This is a genomic window from Cellvibrio sp. BR (assembly GCF_000263355.1).
Classification (GTDB): domain Bacteria; phylum Pseudomonadota; class Gammaproteobacteria; order Pseudomonadales; family Cellvibrionaceae; genus Cellvibrio.
On the sequence record NZ_JH668203.1, the window covers coordinates 169,782 to 184,573 of the forward strand.

12 protein-coding genes are annotated in these 14,792 nt (G+C 47.1%); 5 read left to right on the forward strand and 7 right to left on the reverse strand.

Annotated elements, in window-relative coordinates; translation table 11 throughout:
• Positions 1-25: 25 nt before the first annotated feature.
• Complete coding sequence (locus O59_RS13895) at positions 26-2,350, reverse strand: TonB-dependent receptor (protein WP_007643811.1); 2,325 nt, start codon at positions 2,348-2,350, stop codon at positions 26-28.
• 287 nt (positions 2,351-2,637) lie between these two features.
• Between O59_RS13895 and O59_RS13900 the strand changes: the two genes are divergently transcribed.
• Both O59_RS13900 and O59_RS13905 read left to right on the forward strand, forming a co-directional pair.
• Positions 2,638-3,927 (forward strand): sugar MFS transporter, encoded by a 1,290-nt coding sequence (locus O59_RS13900; RefSeq protein WP_007643815.1) that lies wholly within the window; start codon positions 2,638-2,640, stop codon positions 3,925-3,927.
• 77 nt (positions 3,928-4,004) lie between these two features.
• Positions 4,005-5,018, forward strand: a complete 1,014-nt coding sequence (locus O59_RS13905; RefSeq protein ID WP_007643817.1) for a LacI family DNA-binding transcriptional regulator — start codon at positions 4,005-4,007, stop codon at positions 5,016-5,018.
• A gap of 86 nt (positions 5,019-5,104) precedes the next feature.
• On the opposite strand, the gene rlmE is transcribed toward O59_RS13905, so the two are convergent.
• Entirely contained in the window at positions 5,105-5,725 is a 621-nt protein-coding gene (rlmE, locus tag O59_RS13910; RefSeq protein WP_007643818.1) for a 23S rRNA (uridine(2552)-2'-O)-methyltransferase RlmE, read from the reverse strand.
• Positions 5,726-5,939: 214 nt separating this feature from the next.
• Here rlmE and O59_RS13915 point away from each other — a divergent pair, with 214 nt between their 5' ends.
• Both O59_RS13915 and O59_RS13920 read left to right on the forward strand, forming a co-directional pair.
• Positions 5,940-7,562 (forward strand): NAD(P)/FAD-dependent oxidoreductase, encoded by a 1,623-nt coding sequence (locus tag O59_RS13915; protein ID WP_007643825.1) that lies wholly within the window; start codon positions 5,940-5,942, stop codon positions 7,560-7,562.
• 1 nt (position 7,563) lies between these two features.
• Positions 7,564-8,292, forward strand: a complete 729-nt coding sequence (locus tag O59_RS13920) for an RNA methyltransferase (RefSeq protein ID WP_007643827.1) — start codon at positions 7,564-7,566, stop codon at positions 8,290-8,292.
• Between the two features lie 68 nt (positions 8,293-8,360).
• On the opposite strand, the gene O59_RS13925 is transcribed toward O59_RS13920, so the two are convergent.
• From O59_RS13925 to O59_RS13935, 3 genes are read right to left on the reverse strand one after another with little or no spacing between them, the layout of a single operon-like run.
• Positions 8,361-9,227, reverse strand: a complete 867-nt coding sequence (locus O59_RS13925; protein ID WP_007643829.1) for an alpha/beta hydrolase — start codon at positions 9,225-9,227, stop codon at positions 8,361-8,363.
• 24 nt (positions 9,228-9,251) lie between these two features.
• On the reverse strand, positions 9,252-10,127 hold the full coding sequence (locus O59_RS13930; protein WP_007643831.1) for an alpha/beta hydrolase: 876 nt from the start codon (positions 10,125-10,127) through the stop codon (positions 9,252-9,254).
• A gap of 58 nt (positions 10,128-10,185) precedes the next feature.
• On the reverse strand, positions 10,186-11,100 hold the full coding sequence (locus O59_RS13935) for a polysaccharide deacetylase family protein (protein ID WP_040392734.1): 915 nt from the start codon (positions 11,098-11,100) through the stop codon (positions 10,186-10,188).
• Between the two features lie 182 nt (positions 11,101-11,282).
• On the opposite strand from O59_RS13935, the gene O59_RS13940 reads away from it, so the two are divergent.
• Positions 11,283-11,939, forward strand: coding sequence for a methyltransferase (locus O59_RS13940; RefSeq protein WP_007643834.1), 657 nt, complete (start codon positions 11,283-11,285; stop codon positions 11,937-11,939).
• A 7-nt stretch (positions 11,940-11,946) separates the two neighbouring features.
• On the opposite strand, the gene O59_RS13945 is transcribed toward O59_RS13940, so the two are convergent.
• Together O59_RS13945 and O59_RS13950 are read right to left on the reverse strand one after the other, a co-directional pair.
• On the reverse strand, positions 11,947-13,449 hold the full coding sequence (locus O59_RS13945) for a SpoVR family protein (protein WP_007643835.1): 1,503 nt from the start codon (positions 13,447-13,449) through the stop codon (positions 11,947-11,949).
• Positions 13,446-14,720, reverse strand: coding sequence for a YeaH/YhbH family protein (locus tag O59_RS13950; protein WP_007643837.1), 1,275 nt, complete (start codon positions 14,718-14,720; stop codon positions 13,446-13,448). Before O59_RS13950 ends, O59_RS13945 begins: the two co-directional genes overlap by 4 nt.
• Between the last annotated feature and the right edge of the window lie 72 nt (positions 14,721-14,792).

Sequence of the window (14,792 nt, forward strand, 5' to 3'; positions counted from 1 at the left end):
GCGGCTCCAAAGGCTATAGCGCGGATTAGAAGTTGTAACCCAGGCTCAGCTTCACATTGCGCGGCAGAATGTAACGGCCATTAGCCGATGCACCAGTCGCACGAGGGTCACTTTCGGTCAGCGCCAACTCATCGGTGGCATTGTCTACCGCTAACTGGATATTCAGGTTGTCGATATTCACTTGCACACCGAGATCCAATTTAGTGTAGCTGTCCAACGTATTGGTGTTGGCATTATCACCATAGCGATCACTGATCACACTGTAAGTCGCGTAGAGCGATGTCTCCACATTGCCGCCCAACGTGAGGTTATAGCTCGGTGTTAAGCGCATCATGTGGGTGGGTTGACGCAGTACTTGATTACCGGCCAGTGGTCCGTTGTCGATCTCTGGTTCTTGTACTGTCGCATTTAAATCCAGCGTGAAATCACCCAAGTACAATTTACCATCCAGCTCTACACCAATTGCTTTGGTTTCCAAACGACTACAGCTGGCAGCGCCCACATCACAGAAAGGTTGGCCTTTGGTTTTGTTGGAAAAACCGGTGGCATAAAGTGAGTAGTTATCGCGCGACAATTTGTAACCCAACTCCAACTGACTCACATCAATAATCAAATCCGAGCCGTTGTTAAAATCGCCACGGAAATCGCGGTAGGCATCAAAGTCCGGGTATTTAAAACCGTCGTTGATACGCACGAACACACCCATATCATCGCGGAAATTCCAGTTGGCAGCAGCGGTGTAAGCAGTGTTACTTTCATCGGCATCGACAAAAAAATCATCGCGGCCATCCAGCGCGCCGTCATCTACTGCATAACTGGTTTGGCGATTCGCAAGGCGCACACCAGCGTCCAGCGTTACATCGCCAATGTAGGTTTCACCGGCGATATAAAACGCATTTTCACGGGCGTCGCCGCGGGCATCCACATCGTATTTCCAACCACAGGTGGCAACATCAGCCCCCTGGCAGGGATCACTAATACTCGCTGCACTGACTTGCTCGCCGTTGTGACCCAGTTGATACCATTTTTGATTGCCAATGGACCATTGCTCACTGACATCCCATGCGGAACTGTAATAGCCGAGGGTGAGTTTAAAATCGTCCCAGCGCTTGCCCAGGCTTAAATCGTTGTTAAACGCACTGATATCTTTTTTTACCACCCAGGGGCCAAATTGTTGCACCAGTTGGTTGGCCGCAAGGGGTGCACCGGTCACTGTCTCACCAGCTACGCCACCATTCAAACTGCCCAAGGTCACTGCTGCGCCCTGAGGCACAAAACCAAAAGTATCGGCATCACCTTTGGTCAAACTGAAGCGATCGATAAAGGTCCAGTCATTGGCCAGGTTTAATTCCAGCGAGCCGCCGGTCACACTGCCATCCCAACCGCGCCCTTCGCCCATATCCATGGATTCCCAATTGATCGCCGAACCGCCGTTGCCATCCGCGCCAGACATAGGCACTAATACGTGGCGATTGCGTTGGCCGACCTGGGTGTAACCCGCATCCAACCCGGTTTCAACACCGTTTACATCCAGCGCCACCGGCAAATACCAGGTGCCGTGGTCGTCGGTGCTGCGATGGAACAGATTGGCTTTGCCGTTATCGAGGATTTTGGTGAGGTTGACGGTGAACTGATGACCCTCTTCCGCATTAAAACCGGCATCGCGCACACCGGGCGATGAGCTGACATAACCGCCGATCATGTAATACAAGTCGTCCGCGAGCTTGCCACTGACCATACCGTCGATGCGTTGCAAATCGTAATCCGAGGTGGTGTAACGCAGCGCGCCTTCCGTCTCTTCACCACCCTCTTTCAAAATAAAGTTAGTGGTTAATCCCACTTGGCCGTTGGAGTACACGGGGTTGGGGCCACCGCGCAAACCCTCCAGCCGCTCAATGGTTTCATCCACCCGGAACAGGGTGGAGTTCTCCATAAACGACAAAGTCGGTGCCGGGAAAATTGCCAGGCCATTAATCGCTACGGTGACAAAATCGGCATCGCCACCACTGGGCAGACCACGCACAAAAATATTGGCGCCAGACACACCGCCCGAACTCTCCACCCACACACCGGGGATGGTTTTTAATAAATCGGCGGTACTGGCTGGGGATACTTGTTTGATCTCTGCATCGTCCACCGTGGAAATCGCGAAGCTGGCATCAAAGCGCTTCACGCTGGCACCGCCCGGCGTACCGGTAACGATTAACTCTTCAATTGTGTCACCGCCGTCCTGCGCCATCACTGGCGCCTGCACCAAACCCAGCGCAACCGCACCAAGGGCAAGGTTCAGGCAGGATTTACGGTGATGATTAACCTTAATAATGGCTCGTGTAAGTAGATTGATTTTCATGGGTTCTCCCCTGTCGTGGGCTAGTTATTGTTGGATTGCTATCGTTCTGTGTTGATTGTGTTGCCTCTTGCCGCAGGAACTTCACCCTTGCAAAGCCCCTGTCCAAATAATATTAGAACTCAAAAAATCAAATTGCAATCGTTTGCAATATATTTTGCAAACGATTGCGAAAAAACCTGCAAACGATTGCCAAAGGAAAAATAGGTGATTAGACTCATTTCTCGGGAGATACTTAACGCCGTTAATAACAATGGCGCGACAAAAAACACAATAACGAGAACAGTGTTATGGCAATCACCAACCGACACCTGATGATTCTGGTGCTCATGTGCAACTACTTCCTGTTCGGCTTACTGCTGAACAGCGTCGGCATAGTCATATTGCAATCCATCAACAGCTTTGGCGTAAGCAAAGAAAGCGCAGCGCTGCTGGAAGGTTTTAAGGATTTACCCATCGCCATAGTGTCGTTTTTTGTCGCCTCGCTACTGCCCCGCCTCGGCTACCGCAAAGCCATGCTGATAGCGGTAGCGCTGGTGTTGTTGGCCTGTCTCGCCATGCCGGTGATTGCCAGTTTTTGGGCGACTAAATTGTTTTTTCTCTGCGTAGGCTCAGCATTTGCGCTGATTAAAGTCTCGGTCTATGCCAGCGTGGGACTGCTCACCAACAGCAAGCAAAACCACGCCAGCCTGCTCAACAGCATTGAAGGGATTTTTATGTGCGGGGTCTTATCGGGCTATTGGATTTTCAGTGCGTTTATCGATGACCAGAACCCAGCCAGCAGCGCGTGGCTTAATGTGTATTGGCTGATTGCCGGACTCTGCGCCTTCAACTTGTTGCTGATGTTCACGGTTAAATTTGATGATCGCCCAGCTACTGATTCCACAACTGAACTCACTACCGAACCCACTAGTAAACTCACTACCAACCCCAACCCAGCATCACCGGTAACCAGTCCCTTTGAAGACTTTATTGCCATGCTCAAGTTGGTATTACGGCCCTTGGTATACAGCTTTATGGGCGCGATGTTTTTGTACGTACTGATCGAACAAGGCATAGGTACCTGGCTGCCCACTTTTAACAGTGAAGTGCTCAGACTACCCGCGAGTATCGCCGTGCAGATCACCAGTTTATTTGCGCTCAGTCTGGCCTTGGGGCGTTTGGGTGCGGGCTGGCTGCTGCGTTTTATTCCCTGGCACCTGTTTCTCGCCGGCTGTATTTTGGCTATGGCAACGCTGGTTATTCTCACCCTGCCCCTCGCCCACAATGTGGAAGCCAAGGCCGACAGCCACTGGTTTAACCTGCCGTTGGCGGCTTATATTTTCCCGCTGATTGGTTTGTTTATGGCGCCCATCTACCCGCTGCTTAATTCGCTAGTGCTCAGCTCCCTGCCCCAGCGCCAACAATCATCCATGACGGGTTTGATTATTATTTTCTCCGCCTTGGGCGGCACTACCGGCTCGATTATCACCGGCACGGTGTTTAATCAGTTCAGTGGCCAAACTGCGTTTTATTTAGCGCTGATACCTATGGCTTGTATTTTTCTGCTTATTTTTCATTTAAAACGCATAAGCAAATAACGTAAACCGGCGCGCGGTTGTATAAAACAAACGACTTACATACCATGCACCCAACAGAATCAGGGTGTTGTTATCTCATGAGTAAAATGTCATCGCCGCCAGTCTCCATTGCCGACATCGCACGACGCGCCGGAGTGGCGGAATCTACCGTCTCCCGCGCACTGAATAACAACCCGATTATCAACGAACAAACGCGGGAAAAAATTCAGGCGCTCGCGCGCGAAATGAATTACAAACTCAACACCGGCGCCCGCAATTTACGCCTGCAACGCAGCCATGCTATTTCAGTCGTAATTAACGCCCAAACCCACGACGGCCAAAAATTTTCTGACCCGTTTATGATGGATATGATCGGCGCAATTGCCGATGAATTACATCAGCATAATTACAGCTTATTGTTTTCCAGCCCCGCCATTACCAGCGACGATTGGCATTCCCATCTGCTCAGCTCCAAACGTTCCGATGGCATTATTGTGATAGGCACAGGGCGCGACGATACGCCGCTGCAAAAACTGCACGCTATGGGTGATGCACTGGTGGTATGGGGCGCCGCAACACCGGATACGCAATATTGCGTGGTGGGCAGCGATAATTATCAGGGCGGCCAAATTGCGGCGCAGCATTTACTCCAACGCGGCTGTAAACGTTTGGTTTTTTTAGGCGATATTGCCCACCCGGAAATTAACCAGCGCTTTCAAGGTTATTTTGATGTCCTCAAAAAAGCGGGATTAGCAACTCAGGAGCGCCACGTGCAAGCGGCGTTTTCCATTGAATCCGGTTTTAATCACGTGAATGAATTACTGCAAGGCGAATTGGATTTTGATGGCATTTTTGCCGCAAGCGACAACATCGCCATGGGTGCGATTAACGCTCTGCAACAACAAGGTTATCGCGTACCAGAGGATGTTTCAGTCGTAGGTTTTGACGATATTCCTATCGCCCCGTTCTTTAGCCCACCGCTGACAACCATTCGCCAGAATATTCACGCGGGCGGAAAATTATTGGTAGAAAAAATTCTTAAACAAATTAACGGCGATGAAACCGTGAGCTCGCAAATGCTCGCCACGGAATTAGTCGTACGCAGCTCTTAATATTGAAAATAATCTTGGGACTGATACCGAGAATGAAGCTGAACTTGATGGGCGACGCGTAATGCGTAATGCGCATCAAGATTTGATTACCCTTTAAATCCCTTACCCACCACATACACTTCGCGCGAACGCGGGCGCGATGCATCGGGCTTACGAATCACCACTTTTTCAAATGAAGTACGCACTTCTTTCACGTAATCATCGTAGCCTTCACCGTGAAAAACCTTGGCGACAAAATCCCCTTTAGGTTTTAACACACTGCGCGCCATATCCAGTGCAAGCTCAACCAGGTACATGGACGATGCTTGATCTACCGCATCCACGCCGCTGATATTGGGCGCCATATCCGAGATCACCACATCAGCGCGGTTACCGCCGAGCTTCTCCATGATTTGATTAAACACCACCTCTTCCGTGAAATCACCCTGAATAAAATCCACGTGCTCCAATGAATCCATCGGCAAAATATCCGACGCGATCACCCGCCCTTTTACCCCGACCAAACGCCCAGCGATTTGCGACCAGCTACCCGGAGCCGACCCCAAATCCACCACCATCATAGCGGGACGAATCAGCTTATCTTTTTCATTCAACTCCAGCAGCTTATAAGCCGCGCGCGCGCGATAGCCGTCCACTTGCGCCTTTTTAACATAGGGATCGTTGACGTGTTCTTCCAACCAACGGTTACTGCTTTTGGATCGAGCCATAAATATCACAAGTGTTCTGGAGAGATGGGCGTAGGCTCACAGAAAATGAGCCCAAAAGGGTTGCTATTGTATGCCCTAAGGAACGATAAAACAAAAGCACTCAGCTACAGCCAGTGACGCATAGCTAGAAACCAGCGTAAAATACGCGCCACTTCATTGCTCTATTATTCTTTTACCTATCCCTTTGCCGGAAAGTTACCGGCCAGGAGCCATTATGATTCGCATTACCGAACTGCAACTGCCGTTGGACCACCCTACCGAAGCTCTGCGCACTGCCATCGTTAAACGCCTGAAAATCAAAGACGCAGATTTGCTTGATTTCACTGTGTTTAAACGCAGTTACGATGCGCGCAAAAAAAATAGCGAGATCATGTTTGTTTACATCATCGATTTAAATGTAACCAACGAAGAGAAAATTCTCAGCCGTTTTGCCGACGACAAAAATATTCGCCCCGCGCCGGACACTAATTACTACCCCGTTGCGGAAGCGCCCACCGATTTAAGCGAGCGCCCGCTGGTGATAGGTTTTGGCCCCTGCGGTTTATTCGCCGCACTCACTCTTGCGCAAATGGGTTTTAAACCGATTGTGTTGGAGCGCGGTAAAGATGTGCGCAGCCGCACCAAGGACACCTGGGCGCTGTGGCGCAACAAGGTACTAACACCCGAATCCAACGTACAGTTCGGTGAAGGTGGTGCCGGTTTATTTTCTGACGGAAAACTCTACAGCCAAATTAAAGATCCAAAGTTTTACGGTCGCAAAGTGATGCACGAATTTGTGCGCGCCGGTGCGCCGGAAGAAATTATGTATGTGAGCAAACCGCACATAGGTACTTTCCGTTTGACCGGCGTAGTTGCCGCGATGCGCGAAGAAATTAAAAGCCTCGGCGGTGAAGTGCGCTTTGAAAGTAGAGTCACTGATTTTCTGATCGAAAATGGCCGCATTGAAGGGGTAACACTGGCCGATGGTGAAACACTGCGCAGCCGTTATGTAGTACTCGCACTCGGCCACAGCTCACGCGATACTTTTCGCAAATTACATGAACGCGGTGTGTATGTAGAAGCAAAACCGTTTGCGGTTGGCTTTCGTATCGAACACCCACAATCATTAATTGATGAGGCGCGTTTGGGCAAATACGCAGGCCACCCTGAACTCGGCGCCGCCGATTATAAAGTTGTCCATCACGCTAAAAATGGCCGCGCGGTGTACAGTTTTTGTATGTGCCCCGGTGGAACCGTGGTAGCCGCCACTTCGGAACCCAATCGCGTTGTTACCAATGGCATGAGCCAATATTCGCGCAACGAACGCAACGCCAACTCCGGCATAGTGGTGGGTATTAATCCCGCAGAAGATTTCCCCGGCGGCCCTCTCGCCGGTGTTGAACTGCAAGAGAAACTCGAATCACACGCTTTTGAATTAGGCGGCAAAGATTACTGCGCACCTGGGCAATTGGTGGGTGATTTTATTCGCGGCAAAGCCTCAACCGAATTTGGGGAAGTCGAACCCTCTTATAAACCTGGCGTGTTGTTGGGTGATTTGGCCTCGTCACTGCCCGATTATGTGATCGAAGCGATACGCGAAGCTCTGCCAGAATTTGGCAAACAAATTCGCGGCTTTGATCGCGACGATGCCATCCTTACCGGCATTGAAACCCGTACCTCATCACCTGTGCGTATTACCCGCGAACATGAATCATTGCAGAGTTTAAATACTCGCGGTTTATACCCCGCCGGTGAGGGTGCTGGTTACGCTGGTGGTATTTTGTCGGCAGGTGTCGATGGTATTAAAGTTGCCGAAGCCGTTGCTAAAGCCATTCTCGCCGATTTACAAGGCCAATAAGATGCAGTTAAAAATCGATGACATTAAAAAACTTCACCAAAAAAAGTACCGTACGGAATTCGGCCATTTTTTGGTGGAAGGTGAACACCTGATTCTGGAGCTGGAAAAAGCCGCCGAGAACAACGCGGCTTTACAAAACTGTGAATTATTTGTAACTGAAAACTACCAACACTTTTCCAGCCGGTTTAAAAAGAATCTGGTCAGCGAAAAAAATATGGCACAGCTATCGGACACCAAAACTCCGCAAGGTATTATCGCCGTCGCACCGCTGTTGCCATCTGCAAAAACCAGCAACCAAAATGAACGTGCGATTTACCTGCATGAAGTGCAAGACCCGGGTAACCTCGGGACTATTTTGCGCAGCCTCGCCTGGTTCGGTAATTTTCGCTGCCTGCTAAGCCCCGGCTCGGTAGACCCCTACAATCCCAAAGTGATTCGCTCCAGCATGGGCGCGATTTTTCATGTACCAATGGAATTGGATGTACCGCTAGAGTCTATCGCGTCGCGTTTTCAATCCATCGCCACCCTAGACATGAACGGAAAATCGCTCAGCGATAATAGCTTCAAACATTTTGATTGTTACGTGTTTGGCAACGAAGCACGCGGTGTGCCACGCGAGGCACTGCAGGCGATGAATGCACAAGCGTTTACCATTGCTGGCTGTGGAGCAATTGAATCGCTGAATTTAGCGTCTGCGGTAAATATGTGTGTATATGAGTTGATGCGTTAAAAACAAAATGCGCAGTTAACCCGTGTAGTCATACTGCGCATTTTGGCCCAATGATTGGATCATCGGTATTAGATAGCTACGCCATCTTTTTTATTAAACAGCCACCACAAGCCTTGTATTGCCGTTGTTGGGAATGCGGTCTCATGGTTGGCTGATTCAATTACTCGCAATTCCAATTTCATCTTGGGCAATTGCCTTAGTTTTAACTGTTCATGGAATCTACGTGCATCACCACGCAAATCATTCTTGGTACTTTCGGAATTCGCATATTCATCCATTCCTACGGAAATAAATACATTAGCAACGACACCACTCGTCAGCGCTTTGGTTTTCGCTTCAAGCGCAAAAATGGTTTTATTGTCCCACCAGAATGAAGGGCTGCCCAAAATATAATTCGCAAAGGTTTCCGGGTGCGTTAATAAAATATAAGCACCAAACAACCCGCCATAAGAATTCCCCAAATAGGTACGGTTCGCAGGATCAACCGAGTAGTTTCCCTCGATATGACCAATAATGGATTCGCGAATAAACCTGAGATGTTTATCTGCTTCACCCGTTGGATCTCTATAACCCTTGGTCACTATTGTGGGTGTGTAATCGCGCTGACGGCTAAACCCCGGACTTACATCGGTCTGCCATGAAATGCCCACATACAGAACATCCTCCATCTTTTTAGCATTTGCCGGATACCGTGCCGCACCAACGGCAATGGGAAATGTATAAGGTGAATCTGTCATATACACCACCGGATACTTTTTCTCCGGCGTATAACTGATGGGAAGCTGGATATGAATCTCATAGCTACGTTTTGTAGCCGGATCTTGCAATATTTCCACCTTGGTACGTGGCATTGTAAATTGATTGGATTCAAGTGCATATGATGCTATTGAAAACATGACCAACGAAATAAGCAACGAAAAACTAATTAAATTCATGTATATAACTTTAACTTTAACCGATTAATTTTTCAGAGGAATTGCCGCCATCAAACCACGAGATAATAATCCGGGAAATACACTGTGATGATTTTCTCCTTTTATAATTTCAACCTGCAAATCCAGCCCGGCATAATTACGCGAGCGCAAGACTTTTTCAAAAGCCAATACATCATCAGCCATTTGTTTATTATTCAAGCTGCTATCATTTTGATCAGCATAAATCATTGCATGTGCACTTAAGGATTTATTTTTTTCTGCGTATCGCTTCTCCATCTCAAAAATCACTTTGTTGTCATACCACAATGAAGGACTGCCAATAATATAGTGATCAAATATCTCAGGTCTGTTGACCAAAATATAGCAACCTAACAAGCCACTAAATGAATGACCAACGAGAATTTTATTATTAGCATCGACACGATAAGAATTTTTCAATAACGGAATAACCTGATCAGCAAGAAAAGCAGTGTACTCTTTCGCATGACCAGAGGCTTTACGTGCTGCTGATGAATGACCGTTAGACTCCTCAGGGGAATAGGTTGGAGTATAATCCCGCGTACGACTGATCGTGCGATCATCACCCTTTGAATAAGAAACACCTACAACAATAGCCTCTTTTACTACATTCCCACCCATTAGAGCCATAGCACCATTGGTAATCGGAAAGCCCCAACTAGTGTCATTAACGATGATTAGCGGATAAGCAGTTTTAGTGTCCCAATAAGACTTTGGCAGCTGTATATAAAGCTCATAATCCTTATTATTGCTATTCGCATGAATACTTCTTGTTTCATACGCAGGATAACCAAAAGGCGGTATTTCGCTGGCATAAACACTAGTTGCAACACTATTAGCTCCTAAAATGCAGGACAACAAAAACACCTTCTTGAATGACATTTAATTTCCTTAGTTATTGGTGATTAGCAATTATTGATTGGTTATTTCGATTTACTGACTAGAGATCAACAAGCACACCCGCTTTCGCAAAAGCCTGATCAAGATACTGTTCATTTTCCGATGGATGACGCAATTCAGACTCAGGAACACCTTTGCTATTGGCGATAGCAGCAACTCGGCCCTGCTTGTGAAATACAGTATTGGGAAAGTTACGGGCGATAGGATCCTCATAGGCTTTTTGAGGAGTAATAATTTTCCAACCTTTAGCGCGCAAATGCGCAATAAGATCACCGACAAACAATGCTGCCGCATCGTTTTCGTGTAAAAGCATTACATGCCGTGGCGAACGCCCGAGAGTTTTTTTAGCGATTGCGTCATAAAACTCGATGGATTCATACAGTGTATCCACATAAAATTTTCGCGCGTTATCGTAATTGAGTGTTTTTTTATCTTCTGCGGCTTTAGTTAGCAGCGAACTAATGTACCAATCAAAATTATCAATAGTAACGTAACCGTCTTTATACCCCAGATCAGTAAGCGACTGCTGCAAAGCAATGATAGCCGCCAAGTCTTTACCGTAATGCAAGTACGGAAAACGATGGTAAGGTAAAAAATTTTTTTGTGACTTCAATAATAAATGCGCTTTATAAACATCGGCAGGGTAATCCAGCAATCCCAGCTCACTGGCTGATTGATGGCTATAGCTGTGATTGGCAAGATGGAAACCAGCAGCAGCGTACTGTTCCAAACGTTGTTGCGTATCTTTATTTATGTAGTCCGCTTTCACGAAAAATAATGTATCTGGAACTTTGGCTTTCACCAATATATCGATCAGCTTTCGGGTTCGCTCGGCGCCGGTCATTAATGCTGAATCGGGTGTTGGCGCATCGTCAAAGGTAAGGGCGATTTCACGAGCATGGCAAAGTGAGCTAGCAAACAGCAGCACGAGGGCTGTTAGGAGAAAATAGTTCATCGCTGATCCAGATTATTATTGGTTATTCCAAAAAGGCACGAGTAAATGACACGAACAGTAATAATAAGTTCCATTACAGCGAAATTCAGGTTTTAGCCTTTAAAACACCGTAGAATGATGTTCTCGCCAAGCGCCCCAGTCTTTCGCATGAGCTGCTTTGTATCACTTTTTATAGGCAAATCATGACAACCCTTCGCGTTCGCTACCAAACCCTTGAGTTTGGCACCACTGATATCCATATTCGTAGCCTGCGCGATAATCAGGAATTTTCTGATGATGAGGGTGCTGCCGCTGCCTTGGGTATTTCGTCGGCATCCTGGCCGATATTTGGCATTGTATGGCCATCGGGTGAAGTGCTGGCACATTTAATGGCGGAATTTGATTTTGCAGGAAAACGAATTTTAGAAGTGGGCTGTGGCATCGCGCTGGCGAGTTTAATCCTTAATCATCGCCGTGCCGATATTACGGCTACAGATTATCACCCTGGCGTGGCAGATTTTCTCAACAAAAATACCCAGCTAAATAAAGATCGTTTGATTCCATTTGTACGCACAGGTTGGAGTGATGCGCTGAGCGACCTGGGCTTGTTTGATGTGATTATTGGCAGCGATTTGCTCTATGAAGCAGAGCATGTTGAATTGCTGGCAGGATTTATCAATCAACATGCAGCAGCCCAATGCCAAGTTATTCTGATTGATCCAGGTCGCGGCCATCACGCCAAATTCAGTAAAAAAATGCTCTCACTGGGTTACTCACACAGCCAAAACAAGGTGCAGGTACACACTCAAGAAGGGCGCCAAAACTTTAGCGGTCAAATTCTTCGCTACCAGCGCATTTGAATCAATTTCAATAGTCAGGTTTTTGCAGCGGACAGTGATAACTTTGTTTTATCTCACCACCATCCACCGAATGCAAATGCACATCAAACCCCCACAAACGGTGCAAATGTTTTAGTACTTCATGGGTTGAGCCAGCCAATGGACGGCGATTATGCATGTAGTGATGTAGGGTCAACGACCTGTCGCCGCGCACATCAACACTGTAAACCTGGATATTGGGTTCGCGATTACCCAAATTGTATTGTCCCGCCAAATTTTCGCGCAGCTTCTTAAAGCCTTTTTCGTTGTGGATTGCATCCACCCGGATTTTTTCTTGTTCGTCATCATCGACAATACTGAACAGTTTTAAATCACGCATTACTTTGGGCGACAGAAATTGCAAAATAAAACTTTCATCTTTGAAATTTTTCATCGCAAACTGCAATGTCTCTTTCCAATTGGAGCCGGCAATTTCCGGGAACCAGTGCCTGTCTTCGTCCGTAGGATTTTCGCAGATGCGGCGAATATCGCTCATCATCGCAAAACCCAGTGCGTAAGGATTAATCCCACTGAAATAAGGATGATCATAAGCAGGCTGGGCCACTACACTGGTATGGGATTGTAAAAACTCCAGAATAAACCCATCAGTTACATAACCGCGCGTATAAAGTTCATTCAATAAAGTGTAATGCCAAAAGGTTGCCCAGCCTTCATTCATGACCTGGGTTTGCCGTTGGGGGTAAAAATACTGGGCAATTTTACGCACTATGCGGATAATTTCCCGCTGCCATGGCTCAAGTAGCGGTGAATTTTTTTCCAGAAAATATAAAATATTCTCTTGGGGTTCAGGGGGGTACCGTGGTACGTTTTTTTCAGGATCTTGCACGGCCGACTTGGGAATGGTGCGCCACAAATCATTGACATGTTTTTGTAAATACTCCTCACGCTCACTTTGGCGGCGCTCCTCTTCATGGGCCGAAATGGGCGAGGGACGTTTATAGCGATCGACCCCATAATTCATAAGCGCATGACACGAGTCCAGAATATTTTCCACTTCACTAACACCATAACGCTCTTCACACTTACTGATATAATTTTTAGCAAACACTAGATAATCAATAATCGAACTGGCATCAGTCCAGGTACGAAATAAATAGTTCCCCTTAAAAAAAGAATTGTGCCCATAACAGGCATGAGCAATGACCAGCGTCTGCATGGTCATGGTATTTTCTTCCATTAAATAGGCAATGCAGGGGTTGGAGTTAATCACAATCTCATAAGCCAGCCCCATTTGACCACGTTTATAGGAGTGCTCCGTACTTAACAGTTGTTTTCCGTAGGACCAATGGTGGTAGCCAATTGGCATACCTACCGATGAATAGGCATCCATCATTTGCTCAGAGCTAATCACTTCAATTTGATTGGGGTAAGTATCCAAACCAAATTCGGCAGCCAGCTCACTCAGCACTGCATCGACATCCCGAATTAAATCAAAACTCCATTCTGATGTGGTAAACAGTGGTTTACTCATGCGACCTTCTTATGAAAAAGTTCACGAAACACCGGGTAGATATCACTAGCATCGCGAATATGCTGCAGCGCAAAACGCTCAGGATATTCTGCATGAATGGTATCGTAGGTTTCCCAGAGCGCTTGATGTTGGTTTTGAGTAATTTCTATGTAGGAAAAATATTGGCAATTGGGTAATAACTCATCAATCAAAATATCGCGGCAAAGATCTGAATCCTCTCCCCAGTTATCGCCATCTGACGCTTGTGCGCCATAAATATTCCAAATTTCGGGAGAGTAACGATCCTGAATAATTTCCTGCATTAAACGCAGTGCGCTGGATACGACTGTGCCTCCTGTTTCACGCGAATGGAAAAAATCGTCTTCATTAACTTCTTTGGCAATGGTGTGATGGCGGATAAAAACTATTTCTATTTTTTCGTAATTTCGCTGCAAAAATAAATACAACAAAATAAAAAAACGTTTTGCAATATCTTTAGTGCCTTGATCCATGGAGCCAGATACATCCATCAAACAAAACATCACGGCTTTGGAACGTGGAATAGGCTGTTTGATATGCAAGTTGTATTTGAGGTCAAAGGTATCCAACCAGGGAATACGGCCAATCGCCTTTTCTAACTTGGCAACAGCTTCCAATAATTCACTCATGCGGGCTTTTTTTGCAGGGGAATCGGGTTGTTTATCCAGAGCGACCAACTCAGCATGCAATTCATCTAACTGGCGCCGCTTGCCCGCGGTTAAGGCGATACGGCGCATGTTCGCCGAGCGTAAAGAGCGCACAATATTAATACGTCCCGGCTGGCCTTCATTGGCGATACCAGCGCGCACGGTTTTAAATTCTTCAAGACCAGACAACTGGCGCTTAACCAGATTAGGTAATTCCAGTCCTTCAAACATAAAGTCCAGAAACTCCTCTTGCGATAAGGTAAACGAAAAGTCGTCCTCCCCCTCACCGGAGTCGCTGGCTTGGCCGCCGCTGCCCTGCCCTTCACCACCCTGCGGGCGCGCAATTTTATCGCCTTCGGAATACTGCTTATTGCCTGGCAATACGCGCTCGTTATACCCACCTTGACCGTGATAAATAGTGGGCTCATTGATATCCCGTGTGGGAATACTGACCTTGCCCCCCTTATCTATGTCGGTAATGGAGCGTTGATTAACCGCATCAGACACAGCTTTTTGAATTTGTTGGCGATAGCGCTGTAAAAATCGCTGACGATTTACCGCGCTTTTATTTTTGGCATTGAGGCGTCGATCAATAATGTAACTCATATTTCAACCTTAAGGTTTACTCACCCACTCCGGCGGCTATTGATGCGAAAACACACATCAATAACCGCCCGA

Excerpts from the sequence above, each read along its gene's own strand:
- O59_RS13905 (WP_007643817.1), top strand. The coding sequence starts at position 4,005 with ATGAGTAAAATGTCATCGCCGCCAGTCTCCATTGCCGACATCGCACGA.
- O59_RS13920 (WP_007643827.1), top strand. The coding sequence starts at position 7,564 with ATGCAGTTAAAAATCGATGACATTAAAAAACTTCACCAAAAAAAGTAC.
- O59_RS13925 (WP_007643829.1), bottom strand. The coding sequence starts at position 9,227 with ATGAATTTAATTAGTTTTTCGTTGCTTATTTCGTTGGTCATGTTTTCA.
- O59_RS13895 (WP_007643811.1), bottom strand. The coding sequence starts at position 2,350 with ATGAAAATCAATCTACTTACACGAGCCATTATTAAGGTTAATCATCAC.
- rlmE (WP_007643818.1), bottom strand. The coding sequence starts at position 5,725 with ATGGCTCGATCCAAAAGCAGTAACCGTTGGTTGGAAGAACACGTCAAC.
- O59_RS13950 (WP_007643837.1), bottom strand. The coding sequence starts at position 14,720 with ATGAGTTACATTATTGATCGACGCCTCAATGCCAAAAATAAAAGCGCG.
- O59_RS13940 (WP_007643834.1), top strand. The coding sequence starts at position 11,283 with ATGACAACCCTTCGCGTTCGCTACCAAACCCTTGAGTTTGGCACCACT.
- O59_RS13935 (WP_040392734.1), bottom strand. The coding sequence starts at position 11,100 with ATGAACTATTTTCTCCTAACAGCCCTCGTGCTGCTGTTTGCTAGCTCA.
- O59_RS13945 (WP_007643835.1), bottom strand. The coding sequence starts at position 13,449 with ATGAGTAAACCACTGTTTACCACATCAGAATGGAGTTTTGATTTAATT.
- O59_RS13930 (WP_007643831.1), bottom strand. The coding sequence starts at position 10,127 with ATGTCATTCAAGAAGGTGTTTTTGTTGTCCTGCATTTTAGGAGCTAAT.
- O59_RS13915 (WP_007643825.1), top strand. The coding sequence starts at position 5,940 with ATGATTCGCATTACCGAACTGCAACTGCCGTTGGACCACCCTACCGAA.
- O59_RS13900 (WP_007643815.1), top strand. The coding sequence starts at position 2,638 with ATGGCAATCACCAACCGACACCTGATGATTCTGGTGCTCATGTGCAAC.